Raw genomic sequence first — 17085 nt, forward strand, 5'->3', positions numbered from 1 at the left:
CATCAGTCGCCGCTTCTGCCGCGGCCATTCCCGCCAGCATTGCCGTTACCACCGCCGTTACCGTTGCCGCCAGCATTGCCGTTGCCGCCGGCATTGCCGTTTCCGCCAGCGTTGCCGTTACCGCCCCCGTTGCCATTGCCGCCACCGTTGCCGTTTCCGCCAGAGTTGCCATTGCCGCCAGAGTTGCCATTTCCGCCAGCGTTGCTGTTGCCGGCAGCATTGCTCTTGCTAGCGCCCTGACCACCGGCATTGCCCTTGGATTTGCTCGCGCCCATCGCCCCCTTGGCTTCTTCGGCTGTCGATGTCGCCTTGTTCACGGCGCCGGCGGCCGGGACCTTGGCGTTCGAGGGCGCCACACGCGTAATCTGCGGCTTTCCGGAAAGGCCGGCGACCGTCATCCCGGATGAGGTTACCTGGGCGCCCTGGCCGGCACCCAAGTCGCTACGTTCACCGGTACTGAAACTGGTCACCTGCACCAGACCTCGATCGACAGCGACGGCCGCGTTGGTTTTGCCGACCTTGACGGTGAATTGCGTACCTTTGACCACGGCTGCCAGAAACGGCGTCTGCACCGTCGTATGCGGTCGCTGCCGCTTTTCGATTTCGAGGCTGATCTCGCCCACCTGCTGGACCACTTCGGTCTTGCGGCTCATGTCCTGGCCCCGGGTGATGATCGCGGCCAGCGTATTGGGCTGAAAGGCGATGCTTTCCTGACCGCGCACCAGCTGCAGTCGCCCCCGCGGCCCGGTCGAGATCCAGGCCTTGTTGGGCACCTCCATGCCTTTCTGCAGCGGAATCCAGGTCTTCTTGTCGACGGTGTAGGCGACCTGTGACGTCGCTTTCGCGGCCGTCCATGCCTCGCCCGCGGCCGATGCCACGCCGGCAAGGCAGGTCAGGAAAAGACAGAGGATGGTTGAAACGATAAAGCGCATGATAGGTGCTCCCTTGAGCACCTAATTCAGCACGCGTTCCTTAAGATTCTTCTGAATTTGCTGTACCGGTTTTATCAAACGCCTGTTTATTCGATGGAAAACGCGCGAAGCCTGACGTGCCCGGGTTGGCATGACCAGTCCAGATTGCACCGCCTGTGTGGCTACCCGCCGCTCAGCGGCCGCAGTGAAAGCTTGATCGGCGGTCGCCCGGTTCTAGTTAGCGTAGGGCAAGTGTTGTCGGCGCTTGCATCAACCGAACCCGAAAGGTCTTCCCGTGCACACCGGAAAACAGGTTTCAGCCGCCAGAATGCTGCTCGGCATGACGCGAGAGCAGCTCGCCGAGCGCGCTAGCCTTTCTGTGTCAACAGTCGAGCGACTGGAGAACTCGGCTCCGGGCGGCGAGGATGAAGCCGGTGTGCTCGCCGGGGTGAGGGCGGTGCTGGAGGCGGCGGGCGTCACCTTCATCGATGAAAGGGTCACAAGCGCTGCCGGCGGATTTGGTGTGCGCCTGTCCGTCCCCGCCTCCCAATCGGTCGATACCGACGACGACAAAACCGTCCAATATCCAGAGATGGCGAAGAACGGTCCATTCGGTGCCGGAGGCTGAAACGATCGTCCGTTAGCCGGGAGACCGGCCAGTTGCGCGGATTGCCAAGCCCTCCGTGCCTGACCGCCGTCGTTGGATCCTCCTTCTCCCGATTTGATTTTGCTCAAAGAAGCGGTGCACAGCTCAGCATAAGTCTTCGGCAAGGGAATGCTGACGTTCCCGATTCAAGGAGACAGACAATGACACGCCGCTTCACGAAACTTGCCGCTATCGCTGCGCTTGCTCTTGCCCTTCCCGGTTTTGCCGCAGCGGCCGATTTCGAGGTCAAGATGCTCAACAAGGGTGCGGAAGGCGCCATGGTCTTCGAACCGGCCGGCCTGAAGATCGCCCCCGGCGATACCGTCACCTTCATCCCCACCGACAAAGGCCACAATGCCGAAGCCATCAAGGGCATGATCCCGGAGGGTGCGGCCGAGTTCAAGGGCAAGATGAACGAGGAGATCAAGGTGACTTTCGACGTGCCGGGTCTCTACGGCATCAAATGCGCGCCGCATCTCGGAATGGGCATGGTCGCCGCCATCCTCGTCGGTGATGGTCCGGCCGCCAATCTCGACGCCTTCAACGCCGCCAAGCTGCCGAAGAAGGCACGCGAGCGCATCGACGCTGCGGTCGCTGCCGCGCAGTGAGAAGGCCCTCTGCCTGTGACGGGGGTCGAGATCGACCGCATCACAGGGGCGACATTATGGGGAGTGGGCGGCATGGATTGACGCCCGCGACCCGAGATCTCTCATCCCGGACGCACTGCGCAATCCGTGGCGGCTCTCAGCTCTCTTTCTCCCAATACCAGGCAACGTATTGCTTCCGGCGGTCGCGACCTTTTTGCGCGAGCTGCCGCTTGATCGTCCGCACATCCGCCTTTTCGCCCGCAAACCAGACGAAGGTTTCGGCGTTCACATCCTCGAGCGCAGCCTTCACCTTGTTCACCAGAGGATGGGCATCGGTGCCCGTATGGGATGACCGGTGCAGCCATTCGACATGGATCGGAGCCTGACCGCGCAAGGCCTGCTCCTCGTCGGCATCTTCGATCTCGATGATTGCTCGCATTGCGATGCCAGGCGGCGCTTCCTCGACCATCCTGGCGATGGCTGGCAGCGCACTTTCGTCACCGGCAAAGAAGATGTTCTGCGCATCGGGCAAGCCGCCGCCGCCGGGTCCCATGATCGCCACCTGCTGGCCGATTTGAGCGTCGCGTGCGAAATCCGCGCCAGGTGTCGCCACGCCCTCGGCCGGGTGCTGCAGGATATCAAGGCTGATCTGGCGTGCTTGCGCGTCGACGCAGCGGATCGTGTAGATCCGCACGAGCAACTCGTCGGGCCAGCCGATGCGTCCGTTTTCCTGAAGGTGAGGCCAGACGGGTGTCTGCCCCCGCGGCGGCACCAGCAGCCGCACATGCATGTTGCGTACGAGGAAGGGCGAGACGTCGGCGACGGAGAGTGTCACCCGCCGCATCCTTGGGGTGACATCCTCTACGCCGACAACGGTCGCCTCGTGGAAACCGGGCGGCTTCACCTTCGCGGCCGGCTTCGACCACTCCAGCGAGAAGGGCTCATCCCCGGCGAAATAGAAGAGATGTTCGGCGAACATGGTGCGCGTAACGGCGAGCGCCTCTTCACCTAAGGTGCTGATCTCGATCTGCAGCACATCCTCGGCCGTCACGATGTTGATCGTCCAGTCCTCCGATTTCAGCGTGGCAACGCCATCGGCGTGAGCCACGTCCGAGTGCTCGACGAAGTGTTCGCAGATTTCGGCAAGCATGGCGCCGACATCGGCAGGACGGGCAATACCTGTGAGTTTGGTGGGCTGAAGATCGGTCATGAATGCGCCAGTCGAGTGAGGGAGGACGAGGATTGCATGTGGTGCCGCCCGATCGGGAGCATCATCGGTCGGCCGGAGGTCGGATCGGTGAGGATCCGGGCCTCGAGATTGAACACCCGGCGCACCATGTCTTCGGTCAAGACGGTTTCCGGGCTGCCGCTTTTGAAGGGGCTTCCGCCCAGCATCGCGACCAGATGATCGCCATAACGAGCTGCGAGGTTCAGGTCGTGCAAGACCATCACGATGGTCGTGCCGCGGCTGCGGTTGAGGTCCGTCAGGAGATCGAGGACGTCGATCTGGTGGCTGATGTCGAGAAAGGTCGTCGGCTCGTCGAGCAGCAGGAATTCGGTCTCCTGGGCGAGCGCCATCGCGATCCAGACCCGCTGCCGCTGGCCACCCGACAGCTCGTCCACTGGCCGGTCTGCAAGTTCGGCGGTCTGCGTGGCCGCCAAGGCATCGGCAACCGCCTGGTCGTCCCTTTTAGTCCAGGATTGAAACAGGCCATGATGCGGATGGCGGCCGCGGCTCACTAGATCCATCACCGTGATCCCATCCGGCGCGATCGGGGATTGTGGCAAGAGCCCAAGCCGGCGCGCGAGTTCGCGGGTCGGGACCTTGTGGATTGCCTTCCCGTCGAGCAGCACCTCGCCGGCCTTGGGCTCGATCAGTCGCGACAGTGCCTTGAGTAAGGTGGATTTGCCGCAGGCATTGGCGCCGACGATGGCGGTGATCTGGCCGGATGGAAGGCGGAGGTCCAGGTCGCTAAGGACGAGGCTGTCACCGTAGCCGGCCGAAAGGGTCTTCGCTTCGAGACGGTGATCGGTCATGTCGCGGCTCCCCGCCGGTTGCTCCTGATGATCAGGGTGATGAGGTAGGGTGCTCCCAGCGCTCCTGTCACTACACCGACCGGGTATCGGCTGGGCAAGAGAAACTGGCCGACGAAATCTGCGGTGAGCACCAGCAAGGCGCCGACCACGGCGGCCGGCAGGAGGATGGAGCTGCGTCGTCCGAAGACGCCGCTCGCGATCGGGCCTGCGAGAAAGGCGACGAAGGCAATCGGTCCTGTGACCGCGGTCGCGGTCGCAATCAGCCCGACGGCGCAGACGATAACCATGAGCTTGGTCGAGTAGACATGCACCCCGAGCGCGGTCGCCGTCTCGTCGCCCGCCCGCATGACATCGAGATCGCGCGCCTTGGCCAAAAGCAGGCTACCCAGCGCAACGAGAGCAACGATCAGGGGAAGGGCCTGATCGAGCTTGGCGCCGTTCAGGCTCCCGGTCAGCCAGCGCATGGCTTCCTGCAGCGTGAAGGCGGGCGCGCGCGACAGGATGTAGGCAATCATGCTTTCGAGCATGGCAGAGACGCCGATTCCGACAAGGATCAGCCGTGGTCCGGCAACCCCGTTCTTCGAGGAGAGGCCATGCACCAGAAGCGCGATCGCGAGACCGGCACTGACGGCCAGAAGAGAGACCAGCGGCCCCGTGAGTGAGAGCACCACAATGGCAAAAACCGCTGCCGCGCTGGCGCCCGAGGTGATGCCGATGATGTCGGGGCTTGCGAGCGGATTGCGCAACAGCGTCTGGAAAGCAGCTCCCCCAAGGCCGAAACTCATGCCGGCTGCAATGGCGAGCACTGCACGCGGCAGGCGCAGCTGCCCCACCGTGAAATCCGCGCCGGCAACCTGTTCTCCGATGAGGACGCGGATGACGTCTCCCAAAGGCGTGAAGGTTCGACCGGCCATCAGCGTCAACGTGAAGCCGGCGAGGATGAGGACAAGAATAAGTGCCAGCATGACCAGCCGCCGGCGCGACCTTTGCTTGCGGTTTGCCGCGACCATGGATGTCAGGGAAGCATCGGATCGAAGAAGGGTCACAGATCTCTCACCTTCTGCCGACGGACGATGAAGATGAAGACCGGCGCGCCGATCAGGGCGGTCACGACGCCGACCTCAAGTTCGGACGGGCGGGCCGCCAGGCGGCCGAGAACGTCGCTTGCCGTCAGCAGAATGGCCCCGCCGATCGCCGAGAATGGCAGAAGCCAGCGATGGTCCACGCCGGCCAGTAGCCGGCAGGCATGCGGGACGACGAGGCCGACGAAACCGATCGGGCCGCAGACGGCCGTCGTCGCGCCGCACAGCACGACGGCACCGAGCGTGGCCATGCCGCGCGCCAATGCCACGCGCTCGCCGAGCCCCGCGGCGAGTTCGTCACCGAGCGCAAGGGCATTCAGGCGTCGGGCTGAAAGCAGGCACAGCAGAAACCCCACCAGAAGAAACGGATAGATGTGTTCCATCCGTTCGAAGGTCGCGCCGCCGACGCCGCCGATCTGCCAGGAGCGGATGCCGCCGGCAATGTCAGCACGCGGCAAGACGACGGCAATCACCAGCGACGAAAAGGCGATCGCGGTTGCCGTACCAGCAAGGGCGAACTTCAGCGGCGTTGCGCCACCACGTCCCATCGAGCCGATGACATAGACGAAGACGGCCGTAGCCCCGGCACCCGCGATGGCAACCCAGATGAAGGCATGGGCCGAACTGATGCCGAACCACGCCACTCCCACCACTACGGCGAGCGATGCGCCGACATTGACGCCGAGGATTCCGGGATCGGCGAGCGGATTTCGCGTCACGCCCTGCATCACGGCCCCGGCAAGGCCGAGAGCCGCACCGGCGAGCAGAGCCAGAACGGTGCGCGGCACCCGGGTCGCAACGGCAGCGCGGTCAAGCGTCGACACGTCCCCCGACAGGGCCGCCAGCACCTCCGAGAGCGGCACATCGCGTGTGCCGATGGTGAGGGACAGCAAGGCGACGCCGATGCCGACCCCGATTGCCGCGGCCAGCCAGATCAAGCTGCCCTTGGCCGTCTTCGGAAGAGACGGCCGATGGGCAGAGGACAGGGAAGGGGCGGATGTCATTCCGTCTTTCGCGCCGCGTCCGCGAGCTTTTCTACATAGGCGGGCAACACCCAGGTGATCGATAGCGGCGTGGGATTGGCGGCGGTGCCGACGGGATCGCGGCCGAGCGTGACGATGGCGTCATGCTTCACGGCCGGCATGTGGGACAGAAGAGGATTGGCCTTCATGGCCTCGATCAACGCCTGGTCGCCATAGGTCACGAGAATATCGACGTCATCGAAGAGATCGATATTCTCGGCGCTGATCGAACCGGCGAAGCTGCCGGTCGTCGACGCCTGCATCACGCTTTTCGGCATCGAGAGCCCGAGATCGGCGAAAAACCGAACGCGGGTGTCCTGGGTCGTGTAGAAATTGACAATGCTGAGGTCGGTCGCGTCGAGATGGGTAACGAACATCGCCCGTTTGCCCTTGAGTTCGGGATATTTGGCGACCTCGGCTGCGATCTTCTGCTCGATATCGGCAATCAGCGTTTCGCCTTCCTGCGCCATGCCCATGCCGGCACTGTCAAAGCGGATCGTTTCACGCCAATCCGTCGACCAGGGCGCCTGCGGATAGGCGATGACGGGGGCGATCTGGCTCAAGGTGTCGTAGTCGGATTGGCTTAAGCCCGAATAGGCGGCGAGGATGACGTCCGGTGCTGTTCCGGCAACCGCCTCGAAGTCGATCCCGTCCCCCTCGTCGAACAGGACAGGCGCGTCGGCCCCAAGGGTCTTCAGGCGCTCCGAAACCCAGGGCAGCAGCCCGTCGCCATCATCATCACCGAAATTCGCAGCCGCCATGCCGACCGGCACGATGCCGAGCGCAAGCGGGACTTCGTGGTTGGCCCAGGCCACGGTGGCCACCCGCTGCGGTTTGCCAGGAACAGTCGTCTGCCCGAGCGCATGGCTGATCTCGAGGGGAAAACGAGCCTCCTCGGCGGCGAAGGCCGTCGGGCCGGATACAGAGAGGAAGATGGCTGCAAGAGGCGCCAGGTGATGCAAACTGATCCGCATGGGTCCCAATCATCCCTTGGTTAAGTTGACTTCCCCTCTCAGCTTTAATTCATGGGGTCAAGCAATTTGGACCGAGCGGACGACATCGGCTCTTGATTTTCCGGGGAATCTTACAAAAAAGAGAAATCTACAATACTGGATGAAAATTATCCAGTTAAAGGCGTGCAGACCGATCCGATCTTGGACTGCAGCGGCCGGGGCTCAGGGATAGGGCCACAAGAGACTGCAGACCTAAATCCGGTGTCGGTCGGCGCCCGACGATGATCCTCAATGTTCATCGTGTGGGAATGTCGGAACGTCAAATTCTGGAAACAACATGATCAGAACCATTTCCGCCCGGGGCGCCACGCGCGTCTCCCTTCGCCATCGCATCAGCATTCTTCTGGGCTGCACGGCATTCGTGGCCCTGGTGCCGGTATTTGCCGTCGCTCAGGACGCCGATACCGAAGGGGACACGACCGTTCTGCAGACGATCACCGTCGAAGGGGCCGGCAAGGCCGACGCGGATTCCAAATCAATCGTCGCGACCCAATCGAGCGCTGTCGGCAAGATGCCCGGCGAAATCCTGACGACACCGGCGACCGTTTCCGTCGTCACATCCAAGGAAATCGAGCAGCGCGGTGCCGACAGCGTCGAGAAGGTGGTGCAGTACACCGCCGGCGTAACCACCGATTTCTACGGATCGGACGATCGTTTCGATTACGTCACCATTCGGGGCTTCTCGCCCTACACCTACCGCGACGGTCTGGCCCTCGGCAGAACCTGGCTGGGTGTGAAGGAAGAACCCTATGCCTTTGAGAGGCTCGAGATCCTGAAGGGCGCCAATTCCACTGGCTTCGGCGTTTCCGATCCGGGCGGCGCCATCAATTATGTGACGAAGACGCCGCGCAGCGAGCGGTTCGGTGAGGTCTATGGCACGACCGGATCCTTCGCCCACAAGGAGACGGGCTTCGACTTCGGCGACAATCTGACGGAAGATGACACCCTGTCCTATCGCCTGACCGGCAAATTCCAGCGGGCCGACGGCGAGTATGACTTCTCGGAAAACGACGAGAACTTCATCATGGGCGGTTTGACCTGGCGTCCCACCGACATGACCAGTTTGACTTTCGTCTTCGATCACCTCGACCGCAACGTGACCCCGAGCGGTGGCGGTCATCCGCTCTACACCGATTTCGATCGGGACCGGTTCTTCGGAGAGCCCGATTTCAACTATGATGCGACGAACCGCAACACATACACGATGCTGTTCGACCACGATTTCGGCAACGGCCTGAGCTTCAATTCCAGTGCGCGCTACAGCAATGCCAACCGCGACACCGGCTTTGCCTATATCTATGATGCCAACGGTGCTGCCGACCTTTCGGACACCAGGGCAGACCGCATCTATTCTCTCGGCTCCAGTTCGAGCGAACAGTTCATTGTCGATGCCCATCTGCTGTACGAGACAAATTTCGATCAGGTTGAAAGCCGAACCCTGGCTGGTGTCGACTACAACAGCATCGAGTCCAGCAACGAGTCCGGGTATCTCTGGGGCGCTGGCACGCCATCGATCGATTGGCAAGATCCCGTCTATGCAGGACTGCCGTCGGCGATCCCGCTCACGACCCGCAAGAGCAACGACCGCAGCACCCGGGCCATCTATCTGCAGCAGGATCTGATCTTCTCGGACCGCGTCACGGCCAGTGTCGGCCTGCGCAACGACTGGCTCGATCTCGAAGAGACCGATCTGGCGACCCGGGTGTCCAAATCGCGCGACTACAGCGAGTTCAGCAAGCGCGTCGGTCTGAGCTACAAGGTCACCGAGGAACTGGCGGCCTATGTCAGCTATGCCGAGTCTGTGGCCCCGCCGAGCACGGGCAACGAGCCGCTCTACGGCTCGCAGTACGAGGTGGGCGTCAAATATCGTCCGGACGCCTTCCCCGGCCTGATCACCGCCTCGATCTACGACCTCACGCTCGAAAACATCACCACATCCGAGGGGCCGTTCTACCTGGCGACCACGGTCGAAAAAGTACGCCATCGCGGTCTGGATTTTGAAGCAAAGGTCGAGGTCACGCCGAGCTTCGGGCTGATTACGGGATATAGCTACATCGACTCGAAGATCGAGGATACGAGCACCACTTCGAGTTCGGTCGATGGCAAGCGTTTCGCCCAGGTCCCCGAGCACATGGCATCAATCTGGGGCACGTACACGCTCGAAGGCAACGGCGATCGCGGCGACATGACCTTCGGGGCAGGCGCGCGCTTCGTCGGCTCCTACTATTTCAACAACGCGAACACCCGCAAATCTGACGGCGCAGTGATCTTCGATGCCTCCTTCACCTATGCGATCAAGGAGAACACGAGCTTTCAGCTGAACGTCAGCAACCTGTTCGACGAAAAGCATGTCGCCAACAATGATGGCGGTGCGCTCTACTACAACCCCGGTCGCGCCATCTACGCGACCCTCCGCCAGACCTGGTAGAAACGGCGAGGGCTCGCAGCGCAAAGCGTAGCGAGCCCTCGTGCCACCTAGATTGAATGGTGTTTGCGTCGCCAGACGGCCGGGGTGTCCCCGGTGATGCTGCGGAACACTTTGGTCAGATGCGCCTGGTCGGAAAAGCCGAGCTGAACACTGATCTCAGCGATACTCATCTCCGTTTCCGAAAGCATCTGCCGCGCCATGTCGATCCGGCGTGACAATTGCCATTGCAGCGGCGTCATGTCGGTGGTCTGACGGAACACCGTGGCGAACCAGCTCTCCGACAGGCCGACAACATCGGCCATTTCTCGCACGCTCAAACGACGCCCGCCGCAATTGGCGAAATATCCCGAAAGCCGGTTCAGTTGCGCCTTGGTGAGATGCCCGGCATGCGCCGCCGTTCGCCCTTCGCTTACCCGCAGATCCAGAAGTCCGGTGACGATGCTGCCGACCAGATTCTCGGCAAAGGCGGGATGCCTGCCATCCGTCGAAAGCTCGTCGACAACAAGCGTCGCAAGGCTGGCCAGCGGGCCGGGATCCTGCAATTCGACCGGCTGCTTGATGATGGCGCGCGCCGCCGATGAGCCGACAGCCGGCGTCAGATAGCGCATCAGCCGTTCCTGGTGCAGATGCAGGTCGAGGTGGGAAAAGCGGTGGCGGCTGCTGAACTTCGTCCACATGGGCACGCCCGCCGGCACATAGATGGCCCGCGCCAGGCCACGCTCGCCGCGGTCCAGTTCCTCCGCCCGGTCTGCCACCCGGATCTGGCTGCTGACATCGTTGAAGAAGAAGACGATCCGCGGATCCGGCGAGAGATAATAGCCGTTCGCCCCCGCATGGCCTTCCGCTTCCCAATGGACGCCGACGACGCCGTCGAGGGAACGCCACCTGGGCGGCATGAGGGCGCGAATGCCCTCGATTTCGGACTGCATCGAATGGAGATATGTCAAACCACTGGCCTCTCACCCGGTTTCGGTGACCTGCACATGCGTCATGGCGCGGCGCACTATTGGCCGGATGCAGGCGCCGGGTCAATAAAGATGAGTTGATAAATCATATTTTTGATCTCGACTTTTTACTGTGGCTGTTCTGTGCCACGGCTCAGATCGTGACGAAGGAGCGCAGGTCCGCCTTCGACGCGAAGCCGTAGTGTTGTTCGGTGGGCATCAGTCAATGCCAGCCGGATTGACCGCATCTGGAGTGACAATGGCAGACTTAGACTTCCCCCTGACCCGCAGCGACGCCCTTCAACGCCTTGACGATTTTCTGCCGCATGCGGGAGCTGCCTATGCACGCTTGCGCAATAAGGAGCAGGGGCAGGGGCACCATGTGCATGTATCGCGTTTGTCCGCTGCGCTGCGCAGAAGGCTGATCTCCGAGGAGGAGGTGATCGACGCGGTCCTGGCACGGCATGGCCTGTCGGCGGCCGAAAAATTCGTCAGCGAAGTATTCTGGCGCACCTACTGGAAGGGCTGGCTTGAGCAGCGACCAACCGTTTGGGAGGATTATGGCGCAGCCGTCGAACGGGCGCTGGAGCAGCTGGACGCAGTGTCGGGACTACGTAGACGCTATGCCACGGCGATCGATGGATCGACCGGCGTCGACTGTTTCGACGCCTGGACAAGAGAACTGAATGAGACGGGCTATCTGCACAACTGGGCGCGCATGCAGTTTGCGTCGATCTGGATCTTCACGCTCGGCCTGCCCTGGGAACTCGGCGCCGCCTCGATGTTCGAGCGCCTGATCGACGCCGACCCGGCATCGAACACCCTGTCCTGGCGTTGGGTGGCGGGCCTGCACACGGCTGGCAAGGCCTATCTCGCCTATGCCGAGCGCATCCGTTCCATGACCGATGGCCGCTTTTCACCTGTCGGCCTGGCACGCACGGCCCGCATTCCCGCCGACAGTGTGCAGACACCTTCACCTTCATCCATCCGTCTGGCCTCTTCGCCGGATCCATCCGCAGCCACCCTGTTGCTGCTGGCCACGGAGGATCTGTCTGTCGAGCAGGTCGGTGCGATGCGTGCGCTGCCGGTCAAGGCCATCGCGTTTCTGGGAGGTCGCAACCCGTGGGACAAGACGGCCCTCGCCGATGGTCTTGCTCGTGCCGCACAGGTGTGGCCGGATGCGGAGGTCTGCGGGGCTCTCGCCCCGGGCGAACTGGCCCCGGCAGCCAAGTCGTCAGGCTGCAAACAGATCGCAACCGCTTTCCTGCCCGTCGGGCCGGTCGCGTCCTCCATCGCCCCAGTGCGCGCCGAGTTACAGGGGCTCGGCATCGACTTCACGGAATATCTCCGCGATTGGGATCGGATGGCCTGGCCGCATTGCCGGAAGGGCTTCTTCGGGCTGAAGGAGAAGATTCCGGCTCTCCTGCAGCCTGGGCACCGCTGACATGCGCTCCAATCCTCGGAAGGATAGTGATGGGTGATCGTGATCGATACAGGCCCGTGCCCCAGGGGCGTCTCAGCCGGCTCGCAGCCCTTGGCCAGATTGCAGGCGGCGTCGCCTCGGGCATGGTCGCGGAAGGCTTGAGCCGTCTGGCGAAAGGGGAACGTCCGCACTTAAGAGACCTGCTGTTGACGCCATCGAACGCGCTGAAGGCTGCAGAGCAGCTGTCGCGCATGCGCGGCGCCGCCATGAAGCTCGGCCAGATGATCTCGCTGGAACCGGGCGAGTTCCTGCCGCCCGAGCTTCAGTCGATCTTCGCGCAGCTCCGGTCCTCGGCGCATTTCATGCCGCCGAGCCAGCTTTCCGCCTCACTGTCCAGCGCCTGGGGCCCAGACTGGCGGCGCCATTTCAGCCAGTTCGAGACCACACCGATCGCAGCCGCTTCGATCGGGCAGGTCCATCGGGGTATTCTGTCCTCAGGCCGTCCTGTTGCCGTCAAGGTCCAGTATCCCGGTGTGCTCCAGAGCATCGATTCCGACATCGACAATGTCGCGACCTTCCTGCGTCTGTCGGGTCTTCTACCGGCAGGGCTCGACATTGCGCCGCATCTGGCGGAAGCCAAGCGGCAGTTGCGGGAAGAGGCAGATTATCTGCGCGAGGCGGAGGAAATGCGTCGCTTCGGCAGCCTGCTCGCCAATGATCAACGCTTCGTGGTGCCGGCCCCCGTGGAGGAGCTCCTGCGGCCGACGGTCCTGCCCATGGATTTCGTCGAGGGGGCTCCGCTCGAAACGCTGGCCCATGCACCACAGACCCAGAGAGATGCGGCCATGCAGGCAATTTCCGAGCTGGCGCTGCGCGAACTTTTCGTCTTCGGTCACATGCAGACCGATCCGAACTTCGCCAACTATCTCTGGAGGCCTTCTGACGGACGGGTGGCCCTACTCGATTTCGGTGCGGTACGCCCGGTCTCACCGGAAAGCGCCAGAGACTACCATCTCCTCCTGCAGGCGACCCTCGGCGGAGATCCCAAAGCCGTGCGCGATGCGCTGATGCAGATGCGCTATCTGTCCCGTGCACAGACGGAGCGCTACGGACGGACGCTGGATGAAATGACACGCGTCGTCCTCGATCATGTCCTGAAGGCGCCGGAGAGGCTGGTTGATTTCAGCGACCGTGGCCCGCTCGTGGAAATTCGTGAGCGCGCGGTGCCGATTTTTGCCGATCGCGCGCTCTGGGCGCTACCGGCTCCGGATAAGATGTTCCTGCAACGCAAGATCACCGGGCTTGCGCTTCTCAGTATGAAGCTGCGCGTCCGTATGCCGCTCTCGTCCATGCTTCGGGACTATGCCTGACGCGTCTTGCACAGAGGCGTGCCGTCGCACACCTGTCTGCAAAGAAGCGCACCCCACTGACGCAGATCAGTCTGCCTGCTTCGCGGTTGCCACAGGGGTCGTGACCAGCTTGAACTCCGCCATCTCCTCCGGCGTCAGGTAGTAGAGCCGGTCCGGAGGCGTTTCGAGCGCGTTGATCCAAAGCCCGTTGCCGATGCCCATTTCTTCGAGATGGCGGGCAATGCGTGCCGTGGTACTCTGCGCGCCGGACATCGCCTGCTCGGGAGAGGGGCGGTCTTGCCCGGCATTGAAGACCTGATGCACGCCAAGAATGGCATCCTCTTCTGCCTCGCGCGCCACGCCGCCGGCAAAGACCAGAGGACAGGAAGAGGCGCAAAGAGCCTTGCTCGCCACCTTGGTGTTGATGCCTTTCTCGCGGATCAGCTTCGACATGGAGAGAGCATCATTGACCGAGCCACCCGGCGAATTCAGCGACACCTCTTGAACATATTCGCCGCGAGCAGCGATCTCCTCGGCAAATCGATCTGCAGCACCAAGATCGATCGAACCTTCTGCCTTGAGCACGCCGCCCGTCAACAATTCGAACCGCATCGGTTGGCGCAGGACTTCCGGAGAACTGTCAGGGTCCACCGGGGGTGCCTGGGGCACACCGTCCGTCAGCGCCGGCGGAAGCACGGGGGCATCCGTGGTCATCGGATCATGGCCGGGAAGGGGCGCATGCGCGAGGCTCATCTCCCTGAGATCCGTGAACAGAAAGGCACCCGCGGCCGCCAGCAGTCCGAAGAAGGCGCCGCGCATCAGCAAACCGTCGTCGGCACGTACAATGGCTGTCTTGAGGCGCAGGGCTAGCGAAGCTGGTTTCACGCCGGGGGTCCCTTGCGTGGCGCCTTGGCGGCCATGTCGAGGCTGGTGATGTTGGAGTCGATCCGCCCACGCTCGTCTTCCGCTTCTGCGGAGTGGAGCGCCTGTTCGACATCGATCCCCTGTCGATTGAGCGCCCGCTGCACCTCGAGCGCCTCCAGCAGTTCGGCTGCGGTGATGCGCTGTGCGAAGGGCATCCGCTCCTCCTGTCGCCGGATCGCTCCGTGCACCACGGTCAGGATGAAGACCAGAACGGCAGGAAGAAGATCGATGGAAATCGCCCCCGCCCAGGCCGGGATGAAATCGCCTGCATACCGCAGAACAGCCTCTGCGGAGGAGAGCGGCACGAAGCGCCGCTCCGCGACCGGCTCGCGTGCGAGGATTTCGTCGGCGGCCTGCGACAAAACCTGCGACTGGGCGGAAACAGAGGCCCGGATCGTCTGCATGACCTGGTCCTGACGCTCGGCCAGATCGGCTGCCCGACCATCGGCGACGGGCGCGATGAAGCCGAGGGAGAGGTCATCGGCCGCCCGTTTGACGGAAGGCGCGATGGAGGTCTGCTCAAGAGATGTGATCACGCCCGAGAGCGCCACGACTTCCGCGGAGAAATCATCGCTGCGGGGAGCGATTGCCCCGGGCGCCGAAACCAGCGTTCGCATGGTTACCAGATGAGCCCGCCCCTGGTCGAAGAGGGTGGTCACCCGTTCCCGCGAGGCGGTGATGCCGGTTTCCAGCTCATTGAGCTGCGCCGACATCTGCGTCAGAAGCTGGACGACACTGCCGGCACCCGTGGTGCCCGTGAGCGCGCCATTTTGCCGTTCGTCCTCGGCAAGCCGTGAAAAGCGCTCCGATGTCCGCTGTATGTCCGGCAGCAGGCTTTGGGCGGCAAGTGCGTTCTGGTGCGCCTGATCGAGATCTGCTGTGTAATCCTGCACCGTTTCGGCGAGATGCTGTTCGAGTGCGGCTGATCCTGCAAGCGCCGCCGCATTCAGCCAGCTCGACATGGCGATGATCATGGCGCAGCCGAGCGCCATCACGCCCATCAGGGCCCCGCGCGCCGCAGCGCCGGTCACATGGGGGTAGAAGCGCGCCATGTAGGACCAGAAGGCATAGATCGCCACCGAGACCGAGGCCGAATAGATGATGGCGGCAAAGAAGACTGCGGTCGGAGAGCCATCGAGAAGGCTTCGTACCCCCAGATAGGTATAGACACCGGACGCAAGGGCCAGAACGGCGAGCGCAAAGCGGGTCATGGTTTCGACGGCAAGGACGCCATCCTGCAAACGATGCGATGCGCCAAGCGCCATGGAGACCTCCGACAGGAATGAATTCTTAACAAGCTCTTAAGAAGCGGGCGAAATGAAGGCTGAGACTGAGCTGCCTTTCGTTCGGCCAGGGACCTTGTCGTTCATGCAAAGACACCCATAATCGGTGTGATTTGCAACCAATTCGGGCCTGGCGGATGCGTATAGCCGCGATGAGCACATATTTAGGAGTGGTGGATGAGCTGTCTTCTTCACCCACCTCACGAATTTGTGTCACACTAGAAGCGTAATGCGCCCTCTGTCGCGTACCGTGAGGCCCGCAATCGGGTCCCTCGGCACGAGCCCTCATTCTCTTGGTTTTGCTGCATGCGTAAGAATGGCTCGCCGCTTTTTGTCAGTGCCAGGATGGTGGCCGAGCGCGCCGGCGTGTCGCGTTCCGCAGTGTCGCGCACCTTCACCGATGGCGCGAGCGTTTCGGAGGAAACACGTCGAAAGGTTGTCGAAGCAGCCGAGGCACTTGGCTATCACGTCAATCATCTGGCCCGCCAGCTGCGCGAGCGCAGCAACATCGTCTGTCTGATCGTCTCGGATCTGACCACGCCCGTCAGGGCGGCAATGGTCGACCGCTTGACCCGCAAGCTTCAGGCGGCAGGCAAGATCACTGTGGTTCTCAACACGGAGAGTGACGAGGCAAGCATCAATCACGCCTTGAAGCTCACCTTGCACTACCGCGCCGATGCGACGGTGGTCCTGTCGGGAACGCCATCGACGGGACTGGTGAAAACGGCGCTCGCCAATGGCCAGCAGGTCATCCTGATCAACCGCGACGACGGTCTGGAAGGCTGCGACAATGTCGGGCTGGACAATGCAACGGCAGCAAGAGAGGCGCTTTTCCTGCTGAAACGGGCCGGGTGCCGACGTCTCGGGATCGTGACCTCGGCAGCCCGCACCCCGAGCCTGGTGGAGAGAGAAGAGCGCTTCCTCGAGGCGGCCGATGGTGAAGCAATCACGGTGGCCGTCGTCGAGGCGGACGCGACCAGCTATCGCGCCGGTTTCGAGGCCGCCAAACGCGTCTATGCCCGGTCGGAACCTCCAGACGGCGTGTTTGCCGTCACCGATCTGCTCGCCATCGGCTTCATGGATGGGGCACGCCTCGAATTCGGTCTCAGGATCCCGGAAGATCTCTGCGTCATCGGCTTCGACAATATAGAACAGGCATCCTGGGAAGCCTATCGGCTGACAACCTTCGAGCAGCCGCTCGATCGGATCGCACAGCATGTGGTCACCCTCCTGACGGAAGCAGAAGACCCGACTGGAACGTCTCAGCCGGACGGGGCCGTCTTCGAGCCGGTCGCCGTCTGGCGCCGCTCTGTTCGTCCCCATCCTGGATCGACCTGATGCACGCGTGTGCATTCTCCCAGTGTCATCAAACCTTCGTCTAACCCCTGTAGGACGGAAATGCCCGATTGAGCGTGTTGCACGCATGTGCAAGCGCA

General features: G+C 62.6%; 15 protein-coding genes. 6 read left to right on the forward strand and 9 right to left on the reverse strand.

Translation table 11 applies throughout. From position 1 onward, the window contains the following. Positions 1-2: 2 nt before the first annotated feature. Positions 3-932, reverse strand: a complete 930-nt coding sequence (locus ACQKP1_RS03530; protein WP_427274209.1) for a FecR domain-containing protein — start codon at positions 930-932, stop codon at positions 3-5. Positions 933-1206: 274 nt separating this feature from the next. On the opposite strand from ACQKP1_RS03530, the gene ACQKP1_RS03535 reads away from it, so the two are divergent. Beyond that, positions 1207-1539 (forward strand): helix-turn-helix domain-containing protein, encoded by a 333-nt coding sequence (locus ACQKP1_RS03535; protein WP_427274210.1) that lies wholly within the window; start codon positions 1207-1209, stop codon positions 1537-1539. 179 nt (positions 1540-1718) lie between these two features. Beyond that, positions 1719-2165, forward strand: a complete 447-nt coding sequence (locus ACQKP1_RS03540) for a pseudoazurin (RefSeq protein ID WP_203012851.1) — start codon at positions 1719-1721, stop codon at positions 2163-2165. A gap of 136 nt (positions 2166-2301) precedes the next feature. On the opposite strand, the gene ACQKP1_RS03545 is transcribed toward ACQKP1_RS03540, so the two are convergent. The 5 genes from ACQKP1_RS03545 to ACQKP1_RS03565 form a co-directional block, all read right to left on the reverse strand. Continuing rightward, positions 2302-3354 (reverse strand): DUF2218 domain-containing protein, encoded by a 1053-nt coding sequence (locus tag ACQKP1_RS03545; protein WP_427274211.1) that lies wholly within the window; start codon positions 3352-3354, stop codon positions 2302-2304. Further along, the gene (locus ACQKP1_RS03550) at positions 3351-4181 is read right to left on the reverse strand and encodes an ABC transporter ATP-binding protein (protein ID WP_427274212.1); all 831 of its coding nucleotides are present in this window, start codon (positions 4179-4181) and stop codon (positions 3351-3353) included. The genes ACQKP1_RS03545 and ACQKP1_RS03550 overlap by 4 nt, the downstream gene beginning before the upstream one ends. After that, a complete protein-coding gene (locus tag ACQKP1_RS03555; protein ID WP_427276388.1) occupies positions 4178-5191 on the reverse strand; it encodes a FecCD family ABC transporter permease in 1014 nt (337 codons plus the stop codon). The genes ACQKP1_RS03550 and ACQKP1_RS03555 overlap by 4 nt, the downstream gene beginning before the upstream one ends. Positions 5192-5223: 32 nt before the next feature. Beyond that, positions 5224-6201 (reverse strand): FecCD family ABC transporter permease, encoded by a 978-nt coding sequence (locus ACQKP1_RS03560; protein ID WP_427276389.1) that lies wholly within the window; start codon positions 6199-6201, stop codon positions 5224-5226. A gap of 62 nt (positions 6202-6263) precedes the next feature. Then, entirely contained in the window at positions 6264-7259 is a 996-nt protein-coding gene (locus ACQKP1_RS03565; RefSeq protein WP_427274213.1) for an iron-siderophore ABC transporter substrate-binding protein, read from the reverse strand. A gap of 316 nt (positions 7260-7575) precedes the next feature. On the opposite strand from ACQKP1_RS03565, the gene ACQKP1_RS03570 reads away from it, so the two are divergent. Continuing rightward, a complete protein-coding gene (locus ACQKP1_RS03570; protein ID WP_427274214.1) occupies positions 7576-9726 on the forward strand; it encodes a TonB-dependent siderophore receptor in 2151 nt (716 codons plus the stop codon). 47 nt (positions 9727-9773) lie between these two features. Here the strand turns inward: ACQKP1_RS03570 and ACQKP1_RS03575 are convergent, their stop codons facing one another. Beyond that, positions 9774-10673, reverse strand: coding sequence for a helix-turn-helix transcriptional regulator (locus ACQKP1_RS03575; protein ID WP_427274215.1), 900 nt, complete (start codon positions 10671-10673; stop codon positions 9774-9776). 256 nt (positions 10674-10929) lie between these two features. On the opposite strand from ACQKP1_RS03575, the gene ACQKP1_RS03580 reads away from it, so the two are divergent. Both ACQKP1_RS03580 and ACQKP1_RS03585 read left to right on the forward strand, forming a co-directional pair. Then, positions 10930-12114, forward strand: coding sequence for an FAD-binding domain-containing protein (locus tag ACQKP1_RS03580; RefSeq protein ID WP_427274216.1), 1185 nt, complete (start codon positions 10930-10932; stop codon positions 12112-12114). A 29-nt stretch (positions 12115-12143) separates the two neighbouring features. Further along, positions 12144-13463, forward strand: a complete 1320-nt coding sequence (locus ACQKP1_RS03585) for an ABC1 kinase family protein (RefSeq protein WP_427274217.1) — start codon at positions 12144-12146, stop codon at positions 13461-13463. 66 nt (positions 13464-13529) lie between these two features. Here the strand turns inward: ACQKP1_RS03585 and ACQKP1_RS03590 are convergent, their stop codons facing one another. Then, positions 13530-14261 (reverse strand): hypothetical protein, encoded by a 732-nt coding sequence (locus ACQKP1_RS03590; RefSeq protein ID WP_427276390.1) that lies wholly within the window; start codon positions 14259-14261, stop codon positions 13530-13532. Positions 14262-14323: 62 nt separating this feature from the next. Next, positions 14324-15631 carry a hypothetical protein gene (locus ACQKP1_RS03595; protein WP_427274218.1) on the reverse strand — a complete coding sequence of 436 codons (1308 nt, stop codon included), beginning with the start codon at positions 15629-15631 and terminating at the stop codon, positions 14324-14326. 324 nt (positions 15632-15955) lie between these two features. On the opposite strand from ACQKP1_RS03595, the gene ACQKP1_RS03600 reads away from it, so the two are divergent. After that, positions 15956-16987 (forward strand): substrate-binding domain-containing protein, encoded by a 1032-nt coding sequence (locus ACQKP1_RS03600; RefSeq protein WP_427274219.1) that lies wholly within the window; start codon positions 15956-15958, stop codon positions 16985-16987. The last annotated feature ends 98 nt before the right edge of the window (positions 16988-17085 follow it).

Origin of the sequence: Allorhizobium sp. NPDC080224 (assembly GCF_050281005.1) — a bacterium.
Taxonomy (GTDB): Bacteria; Pseudomonadota; Alphaproteobacteria; order Rhizobiales; family Rhizobiaceae; genus Allorhizobium.